This window comes from Nocardia sp. NPDC052254 (genome assembly GCF_040679495.1).
In the GTDB taxonomy this organism is placed as follows: domain Bacteria; phylum Actinomycetota; class Actinomycetes; order Mycobacteriales; family Mycobacteriaceae; genus Nocardia.
On record NZ_JBFAUW010000015.1, the window covers coordinates 61,165 to 81,635 of the forward strand.

18 protein-coding genes are annotated in these 20,471 nt (G+C 67.7%); 8 read left to right on the forward strand and 10 right to left on the reverse strand.

The genetic code is table 11. The features are described from left to right. Together AB0L57_RS27920 and AB0L57_RS27925 are read left to right on the forward strand one after the other, a co-directional pair. Positions 1–684 carry a DUF6875 domain-containing protein gene (locus AB0L57_RS27920; RefSeq protein WP_364968192.1) on the forward strand — a complete coding sequence of 228 codons (684 nt, stop codon included), beginning with the start codon at positions 1–3 and terminating at the stop codon, positions 682–684. Between the two features lie 40 nt (positions 685–724). Continuing rightward, on the forward strand, positions 725–1,708 hold the full coding sequence (locus AB0L57_RS27925) for an alpha/beta hydrolase family protein (protein ID WP_364968194.1): 984 nt from the start codon (positions 725–727) through the stop codon (positions 1,706–1,708). A 90-nt stretch (positions 1,709–1,798) separates the two neighbouring features. Here AB0L57_RS27925 and rnc read toward each other — a convergent pair whose 3' ends face one another. After that, positions 1,799–2,515 (reverse strand): ribonuclease III, encoded by a 717-nt coding sequence (rnc, locus tag AB0L57_RS27930; protein ID WP_364968196.1) that lies wholly within the window; start codon positions 2,513–2,515, stop codon positions 1,799–1,801. 261 nt (positions 2,516–2,776) lie between these two features. Further along, complete coding sequence (locus AB0L57_RS27935) at positions 2,777–4,477, reverse strand: metallophosphoesterase (protein WP_364968199.1); 1,701 nt, start codon at positions 4,475–4,477, stop codon at positions 2,777–2,779. Between the two features lie 131 nt (positions 4,478–4,608). Between AB0L57_RS27935 and AB0L57_RS27940 the strand changes: the two genes are divergently transcribed. Beyond that, entirely contained in the window at positions 4,609–4,944 is a 336-nt protein-coding gene (locus AB0L57_RS27940) for a TfoX/Sxy family protein (protein WP_364968202.1), read from the forward strand. Positions 4,945–4,960: 16 nt separating this feature from the next. Here the strand turns inward: AB0L57_RS27940 and AB0L57_RS27945 are convergent, their stop codons facing one another. After that, positions 4,961–5,584: a TetR/AcrR family transcriptional regulator gene (locus AB0L57_RS27945; protein WP_364968203.1), complete on the reverse strand. Its 624-nt coding sequence runs from the start codon at positions 5,582–5,584 to the stop codon at positions 4,961–4,963. Positions 5,585–5,687: 103 nt separating this feature from the next. On the opposite strand from AB0L57_RS27945, the gene AB0L57_RS27950 reads away from it, so the two are divergent. The 5 genes from AB0L57_RS27950 (at position 5,688) to AB0L57_RS27970 (ending at position 12,765) form a co-directional block, all read left to right on the forward strand. After that, the gene (locus tag AB0L57_RS27950) at positions 5,688–7,058 is read left to right on the forward strand and encodes an NAD(P)-binding domain-containing protein (RefSeq protein WP_364968204.1); all 1,371 of its coding nucleotides are present in this window, start codon (positions 5,688–5,690) and stop codon (positions 7,056–7,058) included. Then, complete coding sequence (locus AB0L57_RS27955) at positions 7,055–8,200, forward strand: serine hydrolase domain-containing protein (RefSeq protein ID WP_364968207.1); 1,146 nt, start codon at positions 7,055–7,057, stop codon at positions 8,198–8,200. The genes AB0L57_RS27950 and AB0L57_RS27955 overlap by 4 nt, the downstream gene beginning before the upstream one ends. Further along, positions 8,200–9,240, forward strand: coding sequence for an NAD(P)-dependent alcohol dehydrogenase (locus tag AB0L57_RS27960; protein ID WP_364968306.1), 1,041 nt, complete (start codon positions 8,200–8,202; stop codon positions 9,238–9,240). The genes AB0L57_RS27955 and AB0L57_RS27960 overlap by 1 nt, the downstream gene beginning before the upstream one ends. Positions 9,241–9,258: 18 nt before the next feature. After that, positions 9,259–10,911, forward strand: coding sequence for a class I adenylate-forming enzyme family protein (locus AB0L57_RS27965; protein WP_364968209.1), 1,653 nt, complete (start codon positions 9,259–9,261; stop codon positions 10,909–10,911). Positions 10,912–11,025: 114 nt separating this feature from the next. Further along, entirely contained in the window at positions 11,026–12,765 is a 1,740-nt protein-coding gene (locus AB0L57_RS27970) for an amidohydrolase family protein (RefSeq protein WP_364968211.1), read from the forward strand. Between the two features lie 21 nt (positions 12,766–12,786). Here the strand turns inward: AB0L57_RS27970 and AB0L57_RS27975 are convergent, their stop codons facing one another. From AB0L57_RS27975 to AB0L57_RS28005, 7 genes are all read right to left on the reverse strand, one after another. Further along, positions 12,787–14,073, reverse strand: coding sequence for an RNA polymerase sigma factor (locus tag AB0L57_RS27975; protein WP_364968213.1), 1,287 nt, complete (start codon positions 14,071–14,073; stop codon positions 12,787–12,789). A 16-nt stretch (positions 14,074–14,089) separates the two neighbouring features. Beyond that, a complete protein-coding gene (locus AB0L57_RS27980; RefSeq protein ID WP_364968216.1) occupies positions 14,090–14,509 on the reverse strand; it encodes a YciI family protein in 420 nt (139 codons plus the stop codon). Positions 14,510–14,643: 134 nt separating this feature from the next. After that, positions 14,644–15,864, reverse strand: coding sequence for a cytochrome P450 (locus AB0L57_RS27985; protein WP_364968218.1), 1,221 nt, complete (start codon positions 15,862–15,864; stop codon positions 14,644–14,646). Beyond that, on the reverse strand, positions 15,861–17,621 hold the full coding sequence (locus AB0L57_RS27990; protein WP_364968221.1) for a non-ribosomal peptide synthetase: 1,761 nt from the start codon (positions 17,619–17,621) through the stop codon (positions 15,861–15,863). The genes AB0L57_RS27985 and AB0L57_RS27990 overlap by 4 nt, the downstream gene beginning before the upstream one ends. Positions 17,622–17,708: 87 nt before the next feature. Beyond that, complete coding sequence (locus AB0L57_RS27995; RefSeq protein WP_364968223.1) at positions 17,709–18,509, reverse strand: alpha/beta hydrolase; 801 nt, start codon at positions 18,507–18,509, stop codon at positions 17,709–17,711. 72 nt (positions 18,510–18,581) lie between these two features. Beyond that, a complete protein-coding gene (locus AB0L57_RS28000) occupies positions 18,582–19,097 on the reverse strand; it encodes an anthrone oxygenase family protein (RefSeq protein WP_364968226.1) in 516 nt (171 codons plus the stop codon). Between the two features lie 107 nt (positions 19,098–19,204). Next, entirely contained in the window at positions 19,205–20,365 is a 1,161-nt protein-coding gene (locus AB0L57_RS28005) for a DUF5925 domain-containing protein (RefSeq protein WP_364968228.1), read from the reverse strand. Between the last annotated feature and the right edge of the window lie 106 nt (positions 20,366–20,471).

A 20,471-nucleotide genomic window follows, 5' to 3' on the forward strand; every position in this document is an offset into this window, starting at 1 on the left:
ATGGTCTCGGGTACCCGAACCGCGACACTGTGGTGGGACATGTACGGCGACGAAAAACGCTGGCACGATTGCCATCCCGACGCCCGCGTGTTGACCGACTGGATCGACTCACATCTGATGACGCCGCACCCGGATCTCGGCCGCGACGGCCCGGTCTGCCCGTTCGTGCAGCACAGTGCGGCCCGGCACGCACTGTGGGCTGCGATGGTATCCGGCGAAGCGACCGTCGCGGCGATGCACTCGGTGATCGACGACGCCATCGACGCGTACGGCGAACTGGTGGGTGACGGTCGTACCAACACCGCGCTGGTCACCGTATTTCCCGGCCTCACCGACTGCGGCCGCATCGACGATGTGCATCGCGCGCGCAAGACCGAGGTGGTGCGGCGCGGCTGGATGCTCGGCCAGTTCTATCCCGGCTGTATGGTCCCGGGGCTGTGGAATCGGCAGTTTCATCCGCTGGACGCGCCATTGCCGATGCTGGTCCTGCGGCCCATGATGAGCACCGATTTTCCCTTTCTGGTCGCCCGTGCCGAATGGTTGTACGCCTATCTGACCCGGCTGGCGCCGAATCTGCCGCGGCGATTGCGTTGGGAGATAGCCGAGCGGATGCGTATCACCGGGCCCGAGGCCGCCGATATCACCGCCTTACGGGCGCATGCGCCCGGTGAACACGCCAGCTGAGTGTGCTGCGGTGATCGTGACGGGGTGCGATACTCCACGCATGCACCGGCTACCACGCTGTTTTGCTGTCCTGCTCGCCGCCTCCGCCATGATTGCCGCCATTGTGCCCGCGGTCGCGTCGGCCGATCCCGGTGGTCCGGCCATCGTCGACGTGCGGCCGCTGGGTGGCCGGCAGTATTCGGTGGTGGTCTACTCCCCGGCGATGAACAAGGAGATCACGGTGTGGATGTCGCACCCGGATTCCGCGGCGCCGGCGCTGTATCTGCTCAATGCCGTCGACGGTGGCGAGGACGGCGGGCCGTGGACCAATCGCACCGACGTCGCGCAGTTCTTCGCCGACAAGCCGGTCAATGTGATCGTCCCGATGGGCGGGCGAGCCAGCTACTACACCGACTGGAAATCCGACGATCCGGTGCTGGGGCGCAACCAGTGGACCACCTTCCTCACCCGGGAGCTGCCGCCCCTGCTGGAGTCCCGCTTCCAGATGACCGGCCGCAACGCCGTCGCGGGAACATCGATGTCGGCCACCTCCTCACTCGACCTGGCGATCGAGGCACCCGGTCTGTACCAGGCGGTCGGTGCCTACAGCGGATGCCCGGTGACCGCCGGCGCCCTCCCGCAGGCGTACGTGTATTCGCAGCTGGGTGTTTTCGGCGCGAACGCCGGCAACATGTGGGGTGGCCCCACCGATCCGGCCTGGGCGGCGCACGACCCGGTCGCCAACGCCGACCGGCTGCGCGGCACCGCGCTCTACATCTCCTCCGGCAACGGAGCTCCGGGAGCACACGACACCCTCACCGATCCGTCGATCAACGGTGATGTGGGCAAGCTGATCAACCGTGTCACGGTGGGTGGAGTCATGGAGACCGTGGTGGCGGCCTGCACCCGCCAGCTCACCGATCGTCTTGCCGCCCTGGGGATCCCGGCCACCGTCGCCCACCACAACGGCACCCACGCCTGGGACTACTGGCAGGACGATCTGCACGACTCGTGGGCGGTGTTCGCCCCGGCGCTGGGTGTGTAGTTCCGGCGCGGGAGAGCGTTCTCGTGGCAGCAAGCTCCACCGATCGACCGGCGAGATCTGTTGCGGCCGCGGGGGGCCGGTATCGGGCGGTCAGTCCGCTGTGAGTGCGGTGTATGCCGCGGCCGCGGCGTTCTGCTCGGCTTCCTTCTTCGATCGGCCGGTGCCCTGGCCGTAGGGGTTCCCGGCGACCACCGCGGTGGCGGTGAACTCCTTGTTGTGATCGGGGCCGGTCGAGGTGATCTCGTAGCTGGGTACGCCCAGGCCGTGCTCGGCGGTGTGCTCCTGCAGGCTGGTCTTCCAGTCCAGGGCGGCGCCCATCTTGGCGGCGCGTTCGAGCAGGTCGGCGAACAGCCGCAGCACCACGACGCGGGCCACCTCGAGGCCGTGTTGCTGGTGCACCGCGCCCAGCATGGATTCCATGCCGTCGGCGAGGATGCTGTTCTTGTCGCGTCCACCGGTGAGCTCTTCGCCCCGGCCCAGCCGCAGATGTGCGCCCAGTCCGCCGGGGCCCAGTCCGCGCGCGACCTCCGCGCAGGCATGCATGTTCACCACGCGCGAGCGGATCTTCGCCAGATCCCCCTCGGAGCGTTCCGGGTACGTCAGATACAGGAATTCGGTGACGCTGAGCCCGAGTACCGAGTCGCCCAGGAATTCGAGTCGTTCATTGGTCGGCATCCCGCCCTGCTCATACGCGTAGGAGCGGTGCGTCAACGCCATGGTCAGCAGGCCCGTTTCGATCGGAACACCCAGGGCGGCAATCAGGTCGGCGTGCTCGTTCGGGTCGGCACCGTCGCCGGCCGCTGTCATAGCGGATGGCTCCAGGGCTCTCGAGCAGTGCCGGCTGCCCCTGTCCGAGCCGGCAACGGCATGACCATCCTCGGCGAACGCCTCCCAGTACCTTGCTGCACCGGCGGGAGCTTACCGGACAGACCGGTTGCTACAGCGCGAGGCAATGGCGTCGGCAACCCGATGCGCATGTGGCGGCCGTCGGGGGTGTGCGTGTTGCCGAGGACGCCGGAGTGTCCAGGTCGGGCGGCCGCGCCGTCGGCGGCGGCCGCGTCGCGAGATCTAGCGGCCGACTTGTCGGCGGTAGGTGAGTTTGTCGAATTCGCGGCCGTATTCGTCCACGGCGACGACATCCATTTCGCTGGAGAAGAAGCCGGGGCGTACGTCGACGCGGATGAACGAGTAATTGCGGAAGCGGACGCGCGACCACGGTGCGGCCTCGTCCTGTTTGCCGCCGGCCGGGGTCCAGACGTAGCTGTTGGGCACGGTCGTGTCGGCTACCTCGTGGCCGCGGTAGGTCTCGGGGGAACCGGGCTGGAAGCCGTAGCGCGGCCGGCCGCCGCCGCCGACCGTGTAGTAGACGGTGCCGTCGACGTCGGGGTAGACGATCGCGTTGTCGCCCGCCGCCTTGGTGGGCCGGCCGGCGCGGATCGGGTCGGTGCGCTCGAAGATGTGGTTGTGGCCCTGTAGCACCAGATCGACCTGGTAGCGGTCGAACAGGCCGCACCAGGCGTCGCGCAGACCACCGTCGCTGGCATGGGAATCGGTGGTGGAGTAGGCGCAATGGTGGAAGAAGCAGACGATGAAGTCGATATTCGGATTCGCCCGGTAGTCGGCGAGAGTGCGCTCCGCCCAACCGGTCTGGGTCCCGCCCGAATATCCGGTGTTGGCCTTGATCTCGTAGGAGACGTCGTTGGCGTCCAGTGACAGCACCGCCACGTTGCCGTAGGTGAACGAGTACGCCGACGGGCATCCGGCCGGACCGTTGCCCGGGAAGTCCAGGCGCGCAAGGTGTCCGCCGTAGCCGTGGCTGTCGTAGGCGGCCTCCATGTCGTGGTTGCCGGTGGCGAACATCCACGGCGTGGTCGAGGCGCCGGCCTCGATCGCGCCGAGATACACATCCCAGACGAAGGGGTTGAACTTGTCGAAGCCGCTCGGCGCGGTGCCGCCGGCGGCAACGTATTCGGGCTTCTTACCCGCACCCGACGGATCGGCGTAGGCGATGTCACCGGCGAGGACGTGGAAGTCCGGCTTGCACGCCACGATCTGGTTCAGCACGTTGTCCGCGTGCGGGACCGCCGGATCGTTGTCGGGCTTGTAGTACTTGTCGTCGTAGTCACCGGGCGCGACACCCGCCGGCTGCGCGGGGGTGGCATCGGTGCCCTGATCGCCCATCATGGTGAATCGGAAGGGCACCACGGCATTTCGCACACTCGGCATCGCGGTGGCGGCCGCGCGGATGTCACCGGTGAAGCCGTCGGAGGTGCGCCAGCGATAGAAGTGCGGAATCCGCCCGGGCAGACCGTCGACCGGCGCGTGCGCGTAGAACTGCTCGGCGGCGAGAACTCCGCCGTCGCTGGTGGGGATCTGGGTGACCAGATTGCGGACCTCGGCCTCGAGTGTCCCGCCGAGTGCGGGGGTGGGGCCGTGATCGAGGAAGACCTTGGTACCGGCGGGATTACGCGACAGCTGCGCGCCGAAGCGGAGCTGACTGGCGGCATCGCTCCCGAAGCCGACGTGCCGTCCGCCCACCGCGAGTTGAGCCTGATCGGCGTAGGCGCGGGCACCGAACGGTGTGGTTCCCACCGCCGCCACGGCCGCCGCGGCCGCCGAACCGCGCAGGAAGTTGCGTCGCGAAACCGACCGCGACCGTAGGTACCCCCGATGCCACTCGTGCTGTTCGGCCATCGTCATGGTGGCGGCCAGCGCCTCCGGAATTCCGGTATCGGGAATATCACCGGCAGGATTCAAGCGATTCCGCATGAGGTTGGATGCTGGTTCAACCTCGTGCCGGGAGCAACCGCTGCGGGTTCCCATAGGTGCAAATTCTCGGTGAATTCTTCGCTCCGCCGCGCTCGCGGTGACTCTGTCGGTGCCCGGAGGGACAATGCGGTATGGCCTATGACGAGGTGTTGGCCGATCGGATCCGGGACCTGCTCGGGCCCGCGGTGACCGAGACGGTCGAGAAGCGCATGTTCGGTGGGCTGGCCTTCCTGGTCGGCGGAAATATGGCGGTGGCGGCCAGCGGGAAGGGCGGGCTGCTGGTGCGGGTCGACCCGGCCGAGGCGGCGGAGTTGATCGACGGTGTGGCGGTGGCGCCGATGGTGATGGGTGGCCGTGAGATGCAGAACTGGCTGCATGTGACGGCGGAGCACCTGGCCGCCGACGAGACGCTGGGAGTCTGGGTCGAACGCGGCATGGATTACGCGCGTTCGCTGCCGCCCAAATAGCCGCCCGGGCCGCCGCTCATTCCTGCGGTGCCTGCAGGGCGGGGAACCAGATGTCGGTGAGGACGGCCGCGGCATCGGCCACGTCGACCTCGATCGTGCCCTGCATCGCCCAGCGGGTGAAGAAGCGCTCCAATTGCGCCACCAGGAGTTCGATGCGCAAGCGCGCCTCGTGGTGGCGCTCGCGCGGCCAGCGGGACAGATAATCCGGCATGCTGTCGGCGAGCTGCATGATGCCCTCGCGGGCGAGATCTCGGAACTCCGGTTCCAGTGCCGTCGCCTCGTCCCAGGCCGGCAGCAGATCCTTGTTGTCGACGAACCATTCGATCGCCTGGCGCACCCAGGTCGCGAACGCCTCCCGGGAATCGAGGCTCAGGACTCGATCCAGATCCCGGTAATAGAACTGGACACTGGTGAGCGTCCCTTCCTGGGCGATGGCTCGCAGCACCTCGGGCTTGCCCGTGAAATGCAGATAGAACGTGGCCCGGCTGCAGCCCACGGCCGCCGCGATGTCGTCCACGCGCACACCCGTGTAGCCCTCCCGGCCGAACAGACCCCGCGCTTCCTCGACGATGCGCTGACGTGTCGCGCGCTTCTGCTCATCGCGCAGCGACCCACGCCGGGCGGTCGATTCGGAAGGCATGCCCTCGATGATAGACGCATGATTACTCACTGGACGCCATGTCCAGCGAGTGCTACCGTGTGTGCCACGTCACGTCCGGCCGTGCGCCGAACAGGAGATCGACTTGGATACACGCGAACTGCCCCGGGTGTGCGTCATCGGCGCCGGTCCCTCGGGAATCACGGCCGCCAAACGGCTCGCCGAATACGGCATCCCCTTCGATTGCTACGAGGCCTCCGACGAGGTCGGGGGCAATTGGTATTACAAGAATCCGAACGGGATGTCGGCCTGCTATCAGAGCCTGCACATCGACACGTCGAAGTATCGGCTGCAGTTCGAGGACTTCCCGGCGCCGGAGGAATGGCCCGACTTTCCCCATCACTCCCAGTTGTTCGAGTATTTCAAGGACTACGTCGGACATTTCGGGTTGCGTGAGCACATCCGCTTCAACACGAAAGTGGTCGGCGCGCAGCGCGATGCCGACGGGCTGTGGACGATCACCACCGAATCGGGCGAGACCGAAACCTACGATGCGCTGATCGTCTGCAACGGGCACCATTGGAATCCGCGCTTCCCCGATTATCCGGGAGAATTCGACGGCGTGCTCATGCACAGCCACGCCTACAACGATCCGTTCGATCCGGTGGATATGCGGGGAAAGCGGGTCGTGGTCGTCGGTATGGGCAATTCGGGGCTGGACATCGCCTCGGAACTGTCGCAGCGCTTCCTGGCCGAGAAGCTGTTCGTCTCGGCCCGCCGCGGCGTGTGGGTGTTGCCCAAATATGTGAACGGCGTGGCCGCCGACCGGCGCACCACCCCGGCCTGGATGCCGCCGAAGCTGGCGCTGAGGCTGCGACAGCGCTTCATCCGCAAATTCCTCGGCGCGATGTCCGGCTACGGGCTGCCCGATCCGGATCATCAACCGCTCGAAGCGCATCCGTCGGCCAGTGAGGAATTCCTGCACCGGGCGGGCTGCGGCGACATCACCGCGAAGCCGGCGATCACCCGGCTGGACGGACCGCGGGTGCATTTCGCCGACGGCAGTGTCGAAGAAATCGATGTGGTGCTGTGTGCCACCGGCTATCACATCAGCTTCCCGTTCTTCTCCGATCCGGCACTGCTGCCGGACGAGGCGAATCGGATGTCGCTGTATCAGCTGATGATGAAGCCGGGCATCGACAATCTGTTCTATCTCGGTCTGGCGCAACCGCTGCCGACGCTGGTGAATTTCGCCGAGCAGCAGTCGAAGTTCGTCGCCGAATATCTCAGTGGCCGCTACCACCTGCCGGCCGCGCCGGAGATGGCGACCGCGATGGCCGAACGGGAGGCCCGGCGCGCTGCCCGCTACTACGATTCGCCGCGGCACACGATCCAGATCGAATTCGTGCCCTATGTGCGGGAATTGACCAAGGAGATGGAGCTCGGCGGCAAGCGCGCGGCCGCCGCCGGAAATGCGCTGCCGGTGCGTCCCCGGACCGCAGAGGGTGCCCGATGAGCAGCGCGGGGGTGTGCCTCGACGAATTTGCCGCTGTGCGTGCGGTTTTCGACGAGCGGCTCGACTCCGGGGCGGAACTGGGCGCCTCGCTGTGTGTCGTCCGTGACGGCGAGCCGGTGGTGGACCTGTGGGGCGGATGTGCCGACTCCGACCGCGAAACGCCCTGGGGTGCCGACACCCTGGTCAACGTCTTCTCCATCACCAAGACCATGACGGCCCTGTGCGCGCTGCTGCTGATCGATCGGGGAGAACTCGATCCGTACCGCCCGGTGGCCCACTACTGGCCGGAATTCGCCGCGGAGGGTAAGGGCGGCATCGAGATTCGGCATCTGCTCTCGCACACCTCCGGGGTATCGGGCTGGAACCGGCCGATCGAGCTGGCCGACATCTACGATGTGGAGGCCGCGGCCGCCCGGCTGGCCGCGCAGGCGCCCTGGTGGGAACCGGGGACGGCCTCGGGCTATCACGCCCTGGCCTACGGTCACCTGATCGATGCCGTGATCCGCCGGATCACCGGGCGCTCGCTGGGCCGATTCTTCGCCGGGGAACTGGCGGAGCCGCTCGGGGCGGACTTCCACATCGGCACCGGGCCGGAGCATTTCGGGCGCATCGCGACCCTGGTGCCGCCGCCGCGTCGAGCGGTCGATCGGACGAAGCTGGATCCGGACAGTATCGGGATCCGGACGCTGACCACCCCCGCGCTCGATATCGCCGAGATCTCCTCGCCGAGTTGGCGCCGGGCCGAATTGGGCGCGGTCAACGGACACGGCAACGCCCGCTCGATCGCGCGGGTGCAGTCGCTGATCTCCTGTGGCGGCGAACTGGACGGCCGGCGCCTGCTCTCCGAGCGCACCATCGAGCTGATCTTCGAACAGCAATCCGACGGTATCGATCTGGCGCTGGGAGTGCCGGTGCGCTTCGGCATCGGATACGGGCTGGCGCATCCGCGCACCACACCGGCGATGCCGCCCGGCCGGGTGTGCTGGTGGGCCGGTTACGGGGGAGCGCTGGTGGTCAACGATCTCGAACGCCGAATCACAGTGGGATACAGCATGAATCGAATGGGACCGTCATTGCTGATCGACGAGCGCGCCGACGCCTACCTGCGAGCCGTCTTCGCCGCGGCCGGGGTGTCGGCATGATGCGCGCACTGCAGCTGACCGGACCTGGCACCCTGCAGATGCGAGAGGTGCCCGTCCCGGAGATCGGCCCCGCGGATCTGCTGCTGAAGGTCGGCGCGGCCGGTATCTGTCATTCGGACTCGTTCGTCCTCGGCCTGCCCTTCGCGCTGCGTGCGGACCCGTTGACCATGGGGCACGAGATCGCGGGCACGATCGAGCGGGTCGGCAGCCAGGTCGAGGGCCGGCACGAGGGGGAGCGGGGGCTGGTGTACCTGTGCTGGTCCTGTGGTGTGTGCCGGGAGTGTGTGAGCGGTAACGAGAATGTCTGCCTGGCGGCCGGGCGCACCGCGATGCCGCCGTGCCCCGGACTGGGCCCCGACGGCGGGATGGCGGAATACGTTCGGATACCCGCGAATTCGTTCGTGCCGATCGGCGATCTGGACTTCGCCGCGGCCGCACCGCTCGCCGATGCGGCACTGACGCCGTACCACGCGATCCGTGGCGCGGCCGATCAGCTGCGGCCCGGAGCCACCGCTGTCGCGATCGGCATCGGCGGACTGGGGCATGTGGCGGTGCAGATCCTGAAGGCCGTCACCGCGTGCCGGATCATCGCGGTCGACATCGCCGCCGAGAAACTGGATCTCGCCACGCGATGCGGTGCGGACATCGCACTGACGGCCGATGCCGGCACCGCCGAGCAGATCCTCGAATGTACCGGCGGCCGCGGCGCGGAGGCGGTGTTCGACTTCGTCGGCAACGACGCGACCGCGAAGCTGGCCGTCGAATCGGTGGCACCCAACGGCGCCTATCGCATGGTCGGCCTCGACGGCGGTATCCCCGGTATCGATGCCGGACCCGCCGGTGGCCCGGGGCTGCCCTGGGGCGCCACCGTCCGAAAGTCCTACGGCGGCACCCGCGGTGATCTCCACGCCTCGGTCGCGCTGGCGCAGCGCGGCGCCATCGGGGTCGAGGTGGAACGCTTCGACCTCGCCGAGGGGCCCGCCGCCTTCGAACGTCTCGACCAGGGTCTGATCCGTGGTCGCGCCGTGCTCATCCCGTAGACGCAGAAAGTGGACGATATGACAGCCGCCGCCGACCCCCAGGCCATCGCCGCCCGGATCACGAACGACCTCACCGGACCCGGTGGGCCGTTCGAGATGAGTGTCGAAGAGGTTCTGGGCGCGCCGATTCCGCTCATGCGCACTCGGCGGCGCAGTATGGCCGAGCTGTTCCACGCGGGGACGGCATGGGGCGATCACGACTATCTCGTGACCGCGGACCGGAGCATCACCTTCGCCGAACACGGTGCTGCCGCGATCGCTCTGGCGCGGGCACTGGCCGACCGCTACGGCATCGGGAAGGGCGACCGGATCGGGATCCTGGCCGCGAACACCCCGGAGTGGGTGATGACCTTCTGGGCGGCCCAGCTGCTCGGCGCCATCCCGGTCGGATACAACGCGTGGTGGGCGCCGCGGGAGATCGCCTACGGACTCGAGCACACCCGGCCCACCGTGGTGGTGGCGGACACGAAACGCGCCGCGCTGCTGGCGGACGCCGGCACCACCATCCCGGTCCTGAGCATGGAAGCGGATCTGCCTCGCCTCATCGCCGAATATCCCGGCCCGGCACCTCGGACGGCGGTCGACGAGGACGATCCGGCCGTCATCCTCTACACCAGTGGCACCAGCGGGCAGCCCAAGGGTGTGGTGCATTCGCATCGAAATCTGCTGGCGGTCTGCGACTATCACCGGTTCACCGATGCCATGATGGCGGCCTTCCGCGGACAGCAGCTCGGCTCCGGGCCCAGTGCGCGGCGATTCCTGCTCACCTCACCGCTGTTCCACATCGCGAGCCTGCACAATCTGATCGTGCCCCGGCTGGCCACCGGCGCCACCGTGGTCATCCACACCGGCGGCTTCGACCCGGATCGGGTCCTGGCACTCATGCAGCAGCAGCGGGTCACCAACTGGGGTGCGGTGCCGACCATGGTGAGCCGCATGCTCGAGCGCGATCTGTCCCGCTACGACCTGTCGAGCCTGGTCGCCTTCTCGCTCAATGCCGCACCGTCCTCGCCCGCCTTCCATCAGCGGTTGCGCCGGGAGCTGCCGATGGCCGAGGTGGCGCTCACCACCAGCTACGGACTCACCGAAAGTGGTACGGCGGCAACGGTTGCCACCCCGCCGGTGCTGGCCGCGCACCCCGACACCGTCGGGACGCCGATCATCGGCGTGCGTGTCGAGATCCGCGATCCGGACAACGCGCCGCTGCCGGACGGGCAGGAGGGCGAGATCTGCGTGCGCAGCCCGTACGTGATGCTCGGCTACTGGAACGATCCCGCCGCCACCGCGAACGCCATCGACGCCGAACGCTGGTTGCACACCGGTGATTTCGGTGTCCTGGAGCAGGGACGGCTGCGGTTGTCGGGCCGGCGATCGGATCTGATCCTGCGCGGCGGCGAGAACGTCTATCCCACCGAGATCGAGAACGCGCTCGACGAACACCCCGACGTAGTGGAGTCGGCCGTACTGGGCGTGCCACACGAGGATCTGGGCCAGGAGGTGGCCGCGGTCGTGGTCGTCACCGATCCGGGCGCGGTCACCGAGGAACAACTGCGCGCGTTCACCGCCGACCGGCTGGCCTATTTCAAGGTGCCGGCGCGCTGGGTGATCACCGCGCAACCACTGCCGCGCAACGCGACCGGCAAGGTCGTGCGCCGCGAGATAGAGATCTGACCGCGCCCCAGCCCGGGGCCGGCGGGTGGAACAGGAGCAACGATGACCGACAGTCGCGTGGCGGGTCGTCGATGTGACCGGGTGCGGGTGTCCCGCAGAACAGAGGGAACTGGCATGTACGACAGCATCATCTCCGGCGGAACCTGGTTCGACGGTACGGGCGCACCGTCGGCGGTGCGCAACGTCGGAATCCGCGACGGACGGGTGGCCGCCGTGTCCGCCGAGCCGCTCGACGAATCCGGTTGCCGGACGGTCGTCGACGCCACCGGCAAGTGGGTGATCCCCGGAATGCTCGACATCCACACCCACTACGACGTCGAGGTGCTCCTGGATCCGTCGCTGTCGGAGTCGGTGCGTCACGGCGTCACCACAGTCCTGCTCGGTTCCTGTTCGCTGTCGACCGTCCACGCCGATGCCGAGACCGCGGGTGATCTGTTCGGCCGGGTCGAGGCCATTCCGCGCCGACATGTGATCGAGGCGGTCGACGGGGTCAAGACCTGGCACAGCGCCCACGACTACGCCGCGGCGCTGGATGCGATGCCGCTGGGACCGAATGTTGCCGCGTTCCTCGGGCATTCGGATATCCGCGCGGCCGAGATGGGTCTGGATCGCGCCACCCGGCCCGAGGTGAAGCCGACCGCCGGTGAACTCGCCGCCATGCGCCGGCATCTGGCGGAGGCTCTCGATGCCGGGTTCGTCGGTATGTCGTCACAGCAGTTGTTGTTCGACAAACTCGACGGAGACACCTGCCGATCCCGCACCCTGCCCTCCACCTACGCGACCATGCGCGAACGGCACCAGCTCAATTCGATCCTGCGGCGGCGCGGGCGCGCCCTGCAGGGCGGACCGGATGTGGCGCATCCGCAGAGCCTGATCGCGATGGCGCTGTCCAGCCTCGGGGTGGGACAGCCGCCGTTGAAGGTGAGTCTGCTCTCGGCGGCCGACATCAAGGCGATTCCGCTGGTGGCACATGTCTTTCCCGCGCTGGCGCGGGTGATCGACGCCCTCGGTGGTGATTTCCGGTTCCAGCATCTGCCGGTGCCGTTCGAGGTGTACGCCGACGGTATCGACCTGGTGATATTCGAGGAATTCGGTTCCGGTGCAGCCGCTTTGCATCTGGCGGAGCAGCTCGACGAGCGGCAGCGGATGCTGCGGAGCGAGAGCTACCGGCGCCAGTTCCGCAAGGACTACGACCGGAAATTCGGTCCGCGCGTATGGCATCGCGACTTCTTCGACGCCGAGATCGTGGAGTGCCCGGACCCCTCGGTGATCGGAAAGACCTTCGGGCAGGTCGGGATGGCGCGCGGCGGAGTGCATCCGGTGGATGCCTTCCTGGATCTGGTGGTGGAGTACGGGACCAAGGTGCGCTGGCGCACCACGATCTCGAATCACCGGCCGCGGGTACTGGATCGCTTCGCCACCGATCCCGGTATGCAGCTGGGCTTTTCGGATGCCGGGGCACATCTGCGGAACATGGCCTTCTACAACTTCGGATTGCGGCTGCTGCGCCGGGTGCGCGATGCCCAGCGGGCCGGGCAGCCGTTCATGACCGTCGAGCACGCGGTGCATCGGCTGACCGGCGAACTCGCCGACTGGTACGGACTCGACGCGGGGCATCTGCGGGTGGGTGATCGAGCCGATGCGGTGGTGATCGATCCGGCCGCCCTCGACGCCCGGCTCGAGCGGTACACCGAGCAGACGGTGCCGTACTACGGGAATCTGTCCCGGATGGTGAACCGCAACGACGAGACGGTGAGTGCGGTATTCGTCGGCGGGGATTACGTTTTCGGCGACGGTGCGGCGGCGTCCGGGTTCGGGACGCAGCGTTTCGGGAGGTTCCTCACGGCAGCATGAGGGCGCGTGGCCGGGCCGTGGTCAGGTGAGGGCGTCGAGTTTGCGGCGCAGGACGGTTCGTTCGCCTTCGTTGCCACAGAGTTCCATGGCTCGTTCCCATTCGGCGCGGGCCTGCTCGGCCCGGCCCATCCGGGCGAGCAATTCTCCTCGAACCGTCGGGAGCAGGTGCGAATTGGGCAGGGCGCCATCGGATCGCAGACGGTCGACGATCTGCAGGCCGGCGGCTGGGCCGTCCGCCATGGCGACCGCCACGGCCCGGTTCAGCTCCACCACCGGTGAGGGTGCGAGCCGGCCCAGCGCCGCGTAGAGCTCGACCACCCGCTGCCAGTCGGTATCGCTCACCGAGGGCGCGACGGCGTGACATTCGGCGATCGCCGCCTGTACGCCGTAGGCGCCGAGGCCGCGTCCCACCCGGGTGGCCTGTGCCAGCGCGGCCCGGCCGCGCCGGATCGCCGAGCGGTCCCAACGGCGGCGGTCCTGGTCCTCGAGCAGAATCGGCGCGCCGTCGGGCGCGGTGCGCGCCGGAAACCGGGCCGCGGTCAGTTCCAGGAGTGCGAGCAGCCCGTGGACCTCGGGTTCGTCGGGGACGAGCCGGGCAAGGACCCGCGCCAGCCGTTGTGCCTCGGCGGCCAGGTCGAAGCGGATCACATCCGAACCCGAACTGGCCGAGGAACCCTCGGTGAAGATCAGATAGAGCACGCTCAGTACCGAACCCAGCCGCTGTGCCCGGTCACCGGCCGGCGGAACCGCGAACGGGACATGCGCCGCGGCAAGGCTTTTCTTCGCTCGCGTGATCCGCGCCTGTACGGTGGCCGCCGGAACCAGGAAGGCCCTGGCGATCTCGTCGCTGGTGAGACCGCCGACGACCCGCAGGGTCAGGGCCACCCGTGCCTCGCGTGACAGGACGGGGTGGCATGCGGTGAAGATCAGCGCGAGCACATCGTCGTCGATGTGGTCGGGATCCCACAGCGGTTCGGTTCCCGCCGGCGCCGGACCCGTACCGGGACCACCGGTGAGTATGCCGCCCTCGCCCAGTCCGTGGGCCAGAGCGGCATATCGTTCGTCGAGTGCGCTGCGCCGGCGGAAGGCATCGATGGCCCGGCGCCGGCCCACCGTGAGCAGCCAACCGGCCGGATTACGCGGTGTTCCCTCGCGTGGCCAGGTCACCAGAGCCTCGGCCAGCGCCTCCTGGGCGAGATCCTCCGCGAGCGCGAAGTCGCCGGTGTAGCGGGCGAGGGCGCCGACGATATGCGCCGACTCGATCCGCCACACCGCGGCGACGGCTTCGCGACCGGTGGGATCGGCCACTACCCGGCCCGGCCGTTCAGAGCTGGCCGTTGGCCTCGCGCCAGGCCCGCTCCTTCTGAACCCACACATTGTCCTGCGGGAATTCGTCGATCGTGGGGACCCGCCGGATCTCGGTCTTGAAACCCTTCCCGAGTACCGGCATCCGCTTGGCCCATTCGACCGCCTCCTCCTGTGAGGCCACATCGAGAATGTAGAAGCCGCCGAACAGTTCCTTGGTCTCACCGTACGGGCCGTCGGTGACCACCGGGGTCTCGGAGTCGTAGTCGACGACCACGCCCTGGGCGGCGTCATCGAGGCCCTCGGCCGCGAGCAGGACACCGGCCCGGATCAGCTCGTCGTTGAACTTGCCCATCGTCTCGAGCATGGTGTCGAAGTCGATATCGCCCATGCTCGCGTAGGCCTCGTCGGTGGCCCGCATGATCAGCATGTATTTCATGGTGTGTCTCCTTCGGTTCACAGATCCTGTCCGGACCCTCTCGCACACAGGTCGAACGGGACCCACTGTGGATCGACACGGCGGCCGAAGTTTTTTCGAAAGAAATTTCCCGCCCGCGATTATCGCAGGTCAGCTCATTCGAATGCGATCGGCAGGGTGGCGTACCCGTGCAGGAAGTTCGAATACAACGGCCGCGGGGTCCCCGTGGCGACGATCCGGCGAGTGGTGCGGCGGAGTTCGTCCAGCACGATCGCGATCTCCAGCCGGGCCAGCGGTGCGCCGATACAGAAATGCGGGCCGTAGCCGAAGGCCAGATGCGGGTTGGGTCTGCGATCGAAGACCACCGCGTCCGGGTCCGGGAACCGGTTCTCGTCACGATTGGCGGACACGTTCCACATCGTGACCACCTCGCCCGTCCCGATGCGCACACCGTCGATATCGACGTCGGTCTTCGCGATCCGGCCGAAATGCATGGTGGGGGCGAAGCATCGGATGATCTCTTCGACCGCGGCGCCGAGATCGTCCACCGCGCCGAAGCGTTGCCACAGAGCCGGGTCGTCCGCGAACGCGTGCACGGCGTTGATCATGGTCAGCCGGGCCGTCTCGTCACCACCCAGAATGATGCTGTAGCAGTTGGTGACGATCTGGTCGTCGGTCAGCGGCGAACCCTCGAACTCCGCACCGATCAGCGCGGTGATCAGGCCATCGGCCGGACGCTGACGTTGATCCTGGACCTGGTCGAGCAGGCAGAGCAGGATCTCTTGGCGCGCGGCCAGTGCCTCGGTGCCGGTCTGCGCGGCATCGTCGGAGCTGAGGGCCTGTTTGGTCAGCGAGACCAGCAGTTCGTGCTCGCTGTCGGGAATGTCCAGCAGATCGCAGATGGTCCAGATGGGAATGCGGGAGGCGATCTCGTCCGCGAAGTCGAATCCCTCCGGACCGGCCTGCTCGGTGAGCAACCGCACGGTGCGCTCGCGAATCCGAGATGCCAACGACTGCACCGCCTCCCGGGTCAGCACGGGAGTCATCAGCCGCCGCAGCAGGTTGTGCCGCGGTGGATCGGTCACGGCCAGCATCTTTCCCGCGGCGTTGTCGCGTCCGGCCAGCAGTGTGAGCAGGACATTGCCCCGCTGTGAGGTGAACCGGGTGGCATCGCGGTAGATCCGCATCGCGGGGTCGTGGGTGGTGACGACCCAGAACCCGGGGTGGTGCGCGGCGGCCTCGTGCCAGAAGATCGGTTGCCGCGCCCGGCGATCACGCCAGAATTCGCCGATATCGCGCCGCAGATGAGTGGCGGGGTCGGTGAGATCCCAGGATCGCGTCTCGTCGCGGCTCGCCGCGGGGAGGGTGATCGTCATCGGCCGGTGACCAGGTGTGGCTCCGGAATCGACAGCAGTGCCGCCAATTGCGCGGGTGAGGGTGCGTCGAGCAGCATGCGCATCGTCATCTCGACACCGATCTTGCGGCGGATGCTGCGGGTGAGTCTCGCCGCCTCCATGGATTCGCCGCCGAGATCGAAAAAGCTGTCCGCCGGGTGATATTCGGGCAGATTCAGAATTTCGGCGAAGAGTTCGCAGAGCAGGCGTTCGGCCGCGGTCATCGATTCCGGGGCCGTGCGGCTCGAGCCGGGGGCACGCACCAGATCCGCCAGCGCGGCGAAATCGGTCTTCCCATGCGGTGTCCGCGGCATATCGGTCACGATCTCGAACCGGTCCGGCAGCAGATAGCCGGGCAACCGATCGGTGAGAAATCCGCGAATCCGATCCGCGTCGGTGCCCTCGTCGACGACCACGCAGCACACGAGTTGAGTTTCGGTCGCCACGACGGCCGACTGCCGCACACCGGCACAGCGCAGGGCGGCGACTTCGATATCGGCGGGTTCGATGCGGCGGCCGCGCAATTTGATGCGCCGGTCCATACGACCGAGGAATTCGAGTCCGCCGTCGGGCAATTGCCGGACCAGATCGCCGGAGCGGTAGAACCGGTCACCGGTCACCCGGTCGTCGATGAACGCCTTCGCGGTCTCGGCCGGCATTCCGAGATATTCGCGGGCCACACCGAGTCCCCCGATCCACAGTTCACCGGCCGCACCGGGTTCCACCTCGGCGCCGTCCTCGCCGACGATCCGCAGCGTGGTGCCCGCGATGGCATGCCCGATCGTGACGGGGCGTGCCGAGCCCGCCAATGGAGCGCTGATGGTGGCGCAGACGGTGGTTTCGGTCGGCCCGTAGGAATTGACGATGCGGTGCCGGGCGGTCCATTCCTCGACCACGGCCGGATTCGCCGCCTCACCGGCGATGATCATGCTCACACCGCCGGGAACCCGAGGCTCGGGGATCGCGGCGAGTACCGACGGCACCATGATCGCGTGCGTGATCCGTTGCCCGGCGAATGTTTCGGCGATCGCGATCCCGTCCGACAGCTGGTCGTGGCCGGCGAAGACCGCCGTGGCGCCGGCGCCGAGTGCCGAGGTGATCTCCGCGATCGACGCGTCGAAGGAGGCCGGTGCGAATTGCAGCATCCGGGCGCCGGGGCCCAGTTCGAGGCCCGCCGCGGTGGCATCGGCCATGGCGAGGATCCCTCGATGCGGTACCGCCACGCCCTTCGGCGCACCGGAGGAACCGGAGGTGAAGATGATGTAGGCGAGGCTCTCCGGATCGACGGCCGGATACCGCGGCCGGTCCACGACGTCTCCGGGCGACGGCACGGTGACCGTCGCGATCTGTTCGGGCAGCGCGGCGGGTTCGGCGTCGGGATCCAGCAGGGCCAGCCGGGTCGAGCAGGCCGCGACGATCTGGGTGATCCGGTCGCGCGGTTGATCCGCCGCCAGTGGCACATACACCGCACCGAGGCGCCAGACGGCGAGCATGGCCGCCGTCGTATGGGGCGTGCGTCGTGGTGGCGCCACCACCGCGATCGAATCCGCGGCGCGGACACCGGCTTCGATCAGTACGACACATATTCGATCCACCCACTGATCGAGTTCTCGATATGTCGATATCAATCGGCTATTTGTCAGCGCGACCTCGTGCGCGAACTCGGGAATTCGCTCTTCCAACCGTTGCAACCAGGTCCGATTCGGTGGTTGTAGCGGCACCTCATCGGGTGTTTGCACGTCGGTGACTGTAATTGAGCTATTCGACCGTCGTATTACGTGATCGCCAACAATGGGAACAGCTTCTCGTGTCCGGCGATCGGTGTCTCACCGGCCGGTGAGGAAATCGATCAACACACGGTCCACCTCCTCCGGCCGCTCCAGATGACCCAGGTGACCGCATCCGGCCACTTCGACGTACCGGGCGCCGGGAATGGCCGCCGCAACTTCGCGGCAATACATCGGGGGCGCCAGCTGATCATCGGCGAACCCGATGATCAAGCTGGGCTTGGTGATTCGGCCGTACTCGGCGAGCCGATCACGGGAATGGTCGATACCGAGTTGCGCTCGCACCCCGGCGGTCATCGGCGCGGAGGCCGCGAATTCGAAGGTGTCGAGCCATTGTTCGGCGTCATCGGGGTCGGCCAGGGTGCGTGGCGACAGGTGCAGTGCCGCCTCGACGGCCGCCTGATACCGGGCCGGGAGGCGAATGTCGTCGTCGTGGAGCGCGGCCTGACCGGCCTTGACGGCCAGCAGCATCGGATGTGGCCGGCCCGCGGTGGCCAGCATGACCGCATGATCGACCAGGTTCGGGTGGGCGAGGGCCAGCTCCTGGGCCACCATCGCGCCCAGCGAGGTGCCCACCACATGGGCCGGTGCGCCGAGATGTTCGATCAGCGCGGCCGAATCGGCCACCAGATCCTCGAGCGCGACGGTGCTGTCTCCGTGCGGTGAGATTCCGCGATTGTCGAAGGTCACGACACGAAATCCGGCACCGACCAGCGCGGGCACCTGGTAGGTACGCCACACCCGGCCGGGATTGCCGCTGCCCGCGATCAGCAACACCAATGGCCCGGTGCCGGACTCCTCATAACTCAACTGGATACCGTTGACGAGCGCTGTCGACATGGTGTTCAGGTTGCCGCCGATCGATGTCCCGGTGCTTCCCGGGGGTGGGAATCGGCGCATCGGAACGCCGCCTCAGCCCTTGTTGCCGGCGCGCAGGGCCCAGGCCAGGACGCCAAGGGCTCCGGTATTGGCCAGCGCCCGCACGATGTTGAGGGTGACCCACGGGCCTTCGAACTGCTGGCGCAGCGCGGCGAAATCGCCGGAGGACGTATCGGCCAAGGCGTTGTTGAGCGGCACATTGCCACCCGAGGTGATGAGGAAGCTGATCACGTTCAGAGCCAGGGCGAGCAGGACCCACCAGAGCACGGTGCGCTGGTCGGTGCGCCAGTACAGCACCGCGGCCAGCCCTGTGCAGGCGACCGAGCCGAGGAAGGAGAGCATGAAGATCGGGTTGACGATGACGGTGTTGATCCGGTTCATCACATCCACGAACGTGCGGTCGTCGAGCTGGCGCAGCGCCAGCATGACCGAACTGGCGTAGGCGTAGAACACCCCGGCCAGCAGGCCGGTGGTGACGGTCGCGCCGATGAGGGAGCCGGTGGCGAATCCGGAGGCGGTCGACGTGGTGGTGGCGGTGGTCGCTGTCATGTATTCAGTACACCGGGATTCGGTGAGCGTTCCCATGGTCGTGAAGCTCGATCGCATACGCGAGCGTCTACGGTCCGCGCCGTGACCGGATGTCACGGCGCGGACCGTCACAGGTATCCGCCGTCGCCCGCCATCGGAGCGGCCGGTGCGGCCTGGATGCGAGATCTGTTGTCGCGCAGTTCGATCAGCTCTGCCAGCGTCATGCCGTCGGGGCCGACCGGATGGGCCGGTGCGTCCGGCAGTTCACGGGCCAGCCAGGCCGTCGCCTCGGCGGTGGACAGCCGGCCGACCTCGAGCTGGGCCAGGCAGCGGCCCGGGCGAACGACGGCCGGGTGCAGGCGCGACAGGTTCTCGTTGGTGGTGATGGCGACGAGGACATCGCGGCCCTGACCGAGCATGCCGTCGGTGAGGTTCAGCAGGCGGGACAGCCCCTGTCCGGTGGTCTCTTTCGCCGATCCGCGGATCAACTCGTCGCAGTCCTCGAGGACCAGCAGGCGCCAGCGGCGCTTGGCCTCGTCGTAGGTGTCGACACCGATCGCCACCTCCATGAGGTAGCCGGGGTTGGCGAACAACGCCTCCGGATCGAGGACGCAGTCGACCTGGCACCAATCCGACCATTCCCGGGCCAGTGCGCGCAGCGCGGAGGTCTTGCCGGTGCCGGGCGGCCCGTGCAGCAGTACCAGCCGGCCGCGGACGTCCGCGGCGCGCACGGCCATCAGCCGCTGGATGGCCGCGCCCACCTCGGTGCCGTAGTTGCCGGTGATCTCCGGCCAGGACGCGGCCGAAATCGTGCGCATCCGACGGTTCGGACCGTGAGATCCGTTGTGCCAGAAGCCCATCGATACCTGGGTGTCGTCGACTTCCGGTTCCACCGTGGCATCGGCGGAACAGGTCTTGATCACGTCGGTGGCGAGTTCTTCGGTCACCGCCGTGACATCGAGCTGGGCGCTGCCGTTCTCGCGCCGCACCACGCGCAGGGTCCAGCCCGCACCGGTGGCGAGGACGACGCGTGTGCCGTCGTCGTCCACGGTACGCAGGACGCGCGCGTCACCGGGGAGCAGCGGCGCGTCGGGCTTCACATGCTCCAATTCCTTTGTCATCGCGTGTGGTTGGCTGCCGTCGAGGTACGGGGTGAGCGCGAGCGCGTCGATCACATCGCGCGGGGTATCGGCATCGTCGACGTTCATCACCCACGAGAGAGCCCCGGCCGCGGCGGCCGGTGACTCCTCGCGACCGATCAGCCTGAGACGTTCCTGGGTCGGATTCATGGCACCGATGATCCCGGCTTCGGCGCCGCCGATCCACCGAATTTCTCTGCGGCCGAGAAATATCCGGCATACGAACGAACGCCATCGAGCCGGAAATGAGCTGCGG

What these genes read in the sequence shown, in the direction of transcription:
- AB0L57_RS27940 (WP_364968202.1), top strand. Translation starts at nt 4,609, where the DNA reads ATGGCCTATGACGAGGTGTTGGCCGATCGGATCCGGGACCTGCTCGGG.
- AB0L57_RS27980 (WP_364968216.1), bottom strand. Translation starts at nt 14,509, where the DNA reads ATGAAATACATGCTGATCATGCGGGCCACCGACGAGGCCTACGCGAGC.
- AB0L57_RS28005 (WP_364968228.1), bottom strand. Translation starts at nt 20,365, where the DNA reads ATGAATCCGACCCAGGAACGTCTCAGGCTGATCGGTCGCGAGGAGTCA.
- AB0L57_RS27985 (WP_364968218.1), bottom strand. Translation starts at nt 15,864, where the DNA reads ATGACGATCACCCTCCCCGCGGCGAGCCGCGACGAGACGCGATCCTGG.
- AB0L57_RS27945 (WP_364968203.1), bottom strand. Translation starts at nt 5,584, where the DNA reads ATGCCTTCCGAATCGACCGCCCGGCGTGGGTCGCTGCGCGATGAGCAG.
- AB0L57_RS27995 (WP_364968223.1), bottom strand. Translation starts at nt 18,509, where the DNA reads ATGTCGACAGCGCTCGTCAACGGTATCCAGTTGAGTTATGAGGAGTCC.
- AB0L57_RS27965 (WP_364968209.1), top strand. Translation starts at nt 9,259, where the DNA reads ATGACAGCCGCCGCCGACCCCCAGGCCATCGCCGCCCGGATCACGAAC.
- rnc (WP_364968196.1), bottom strand. Translation starts at nt 2,515, where the DNA reads ATGACAGCGGCCGGCGACGGTGCCGACCCGAACGAGCACGCCGACCTG.
- AB0L57_RS28000 (WP_364968226.1), bottom strand. Translation starts at nt 19,097, where the DNA reads ATGACAGCGACCACCGCCACCACCACGTCGACCGCCTCCGGATTCGCC.
- AB0L57_RS27970 (WP_364968211.1), top strand. Translation starts at nt 11,026, where the DNA reads ATGTACGACAGCATCATCTCCGGCGGAACCTGGTTCGACGGTACGGGC.
- AB0L57_RS27960 (WP_364968306.1), top strand. Translation starts at nt 8,200, where the DNA reads ATGCGCGCACTGCAGCTGACCGGACCTGGCACCCTGCAGATGCGAGAG.
- AB0L57_RS27935 (WP_364968199.1), bottom strand. Translation starts at nt 4,477, where the DNA reads ATGCGGAATCGCTTGAATCCTGCCGGTGATATTCCCGATACCGGAATT.
- AB0L57_RS27920 (WP_364968192.1), top strand. Translation starts at nt 1, where the DNA reads ATGGTCTCGGGTACCCGAACCGCGACACTGTGGTGGGACATGTACGGC.
- AB0L57_RS27925 (WP_364968194.1), top strand. Translation starts at nt 725, where the DNA reads ATGCACCGGCTACCACGCTGTTTTGCTGTCCTGCTCGCCGCCTCCGCC.
- AB0L57_RS27955 (WP_364968207.1), top strand. Translation starts at nt 7,055, where the DNA reads ATGAGCAGCGCGGGGGTGTGCCTCGACGAATTTGCCGCTGTGCGTGCG.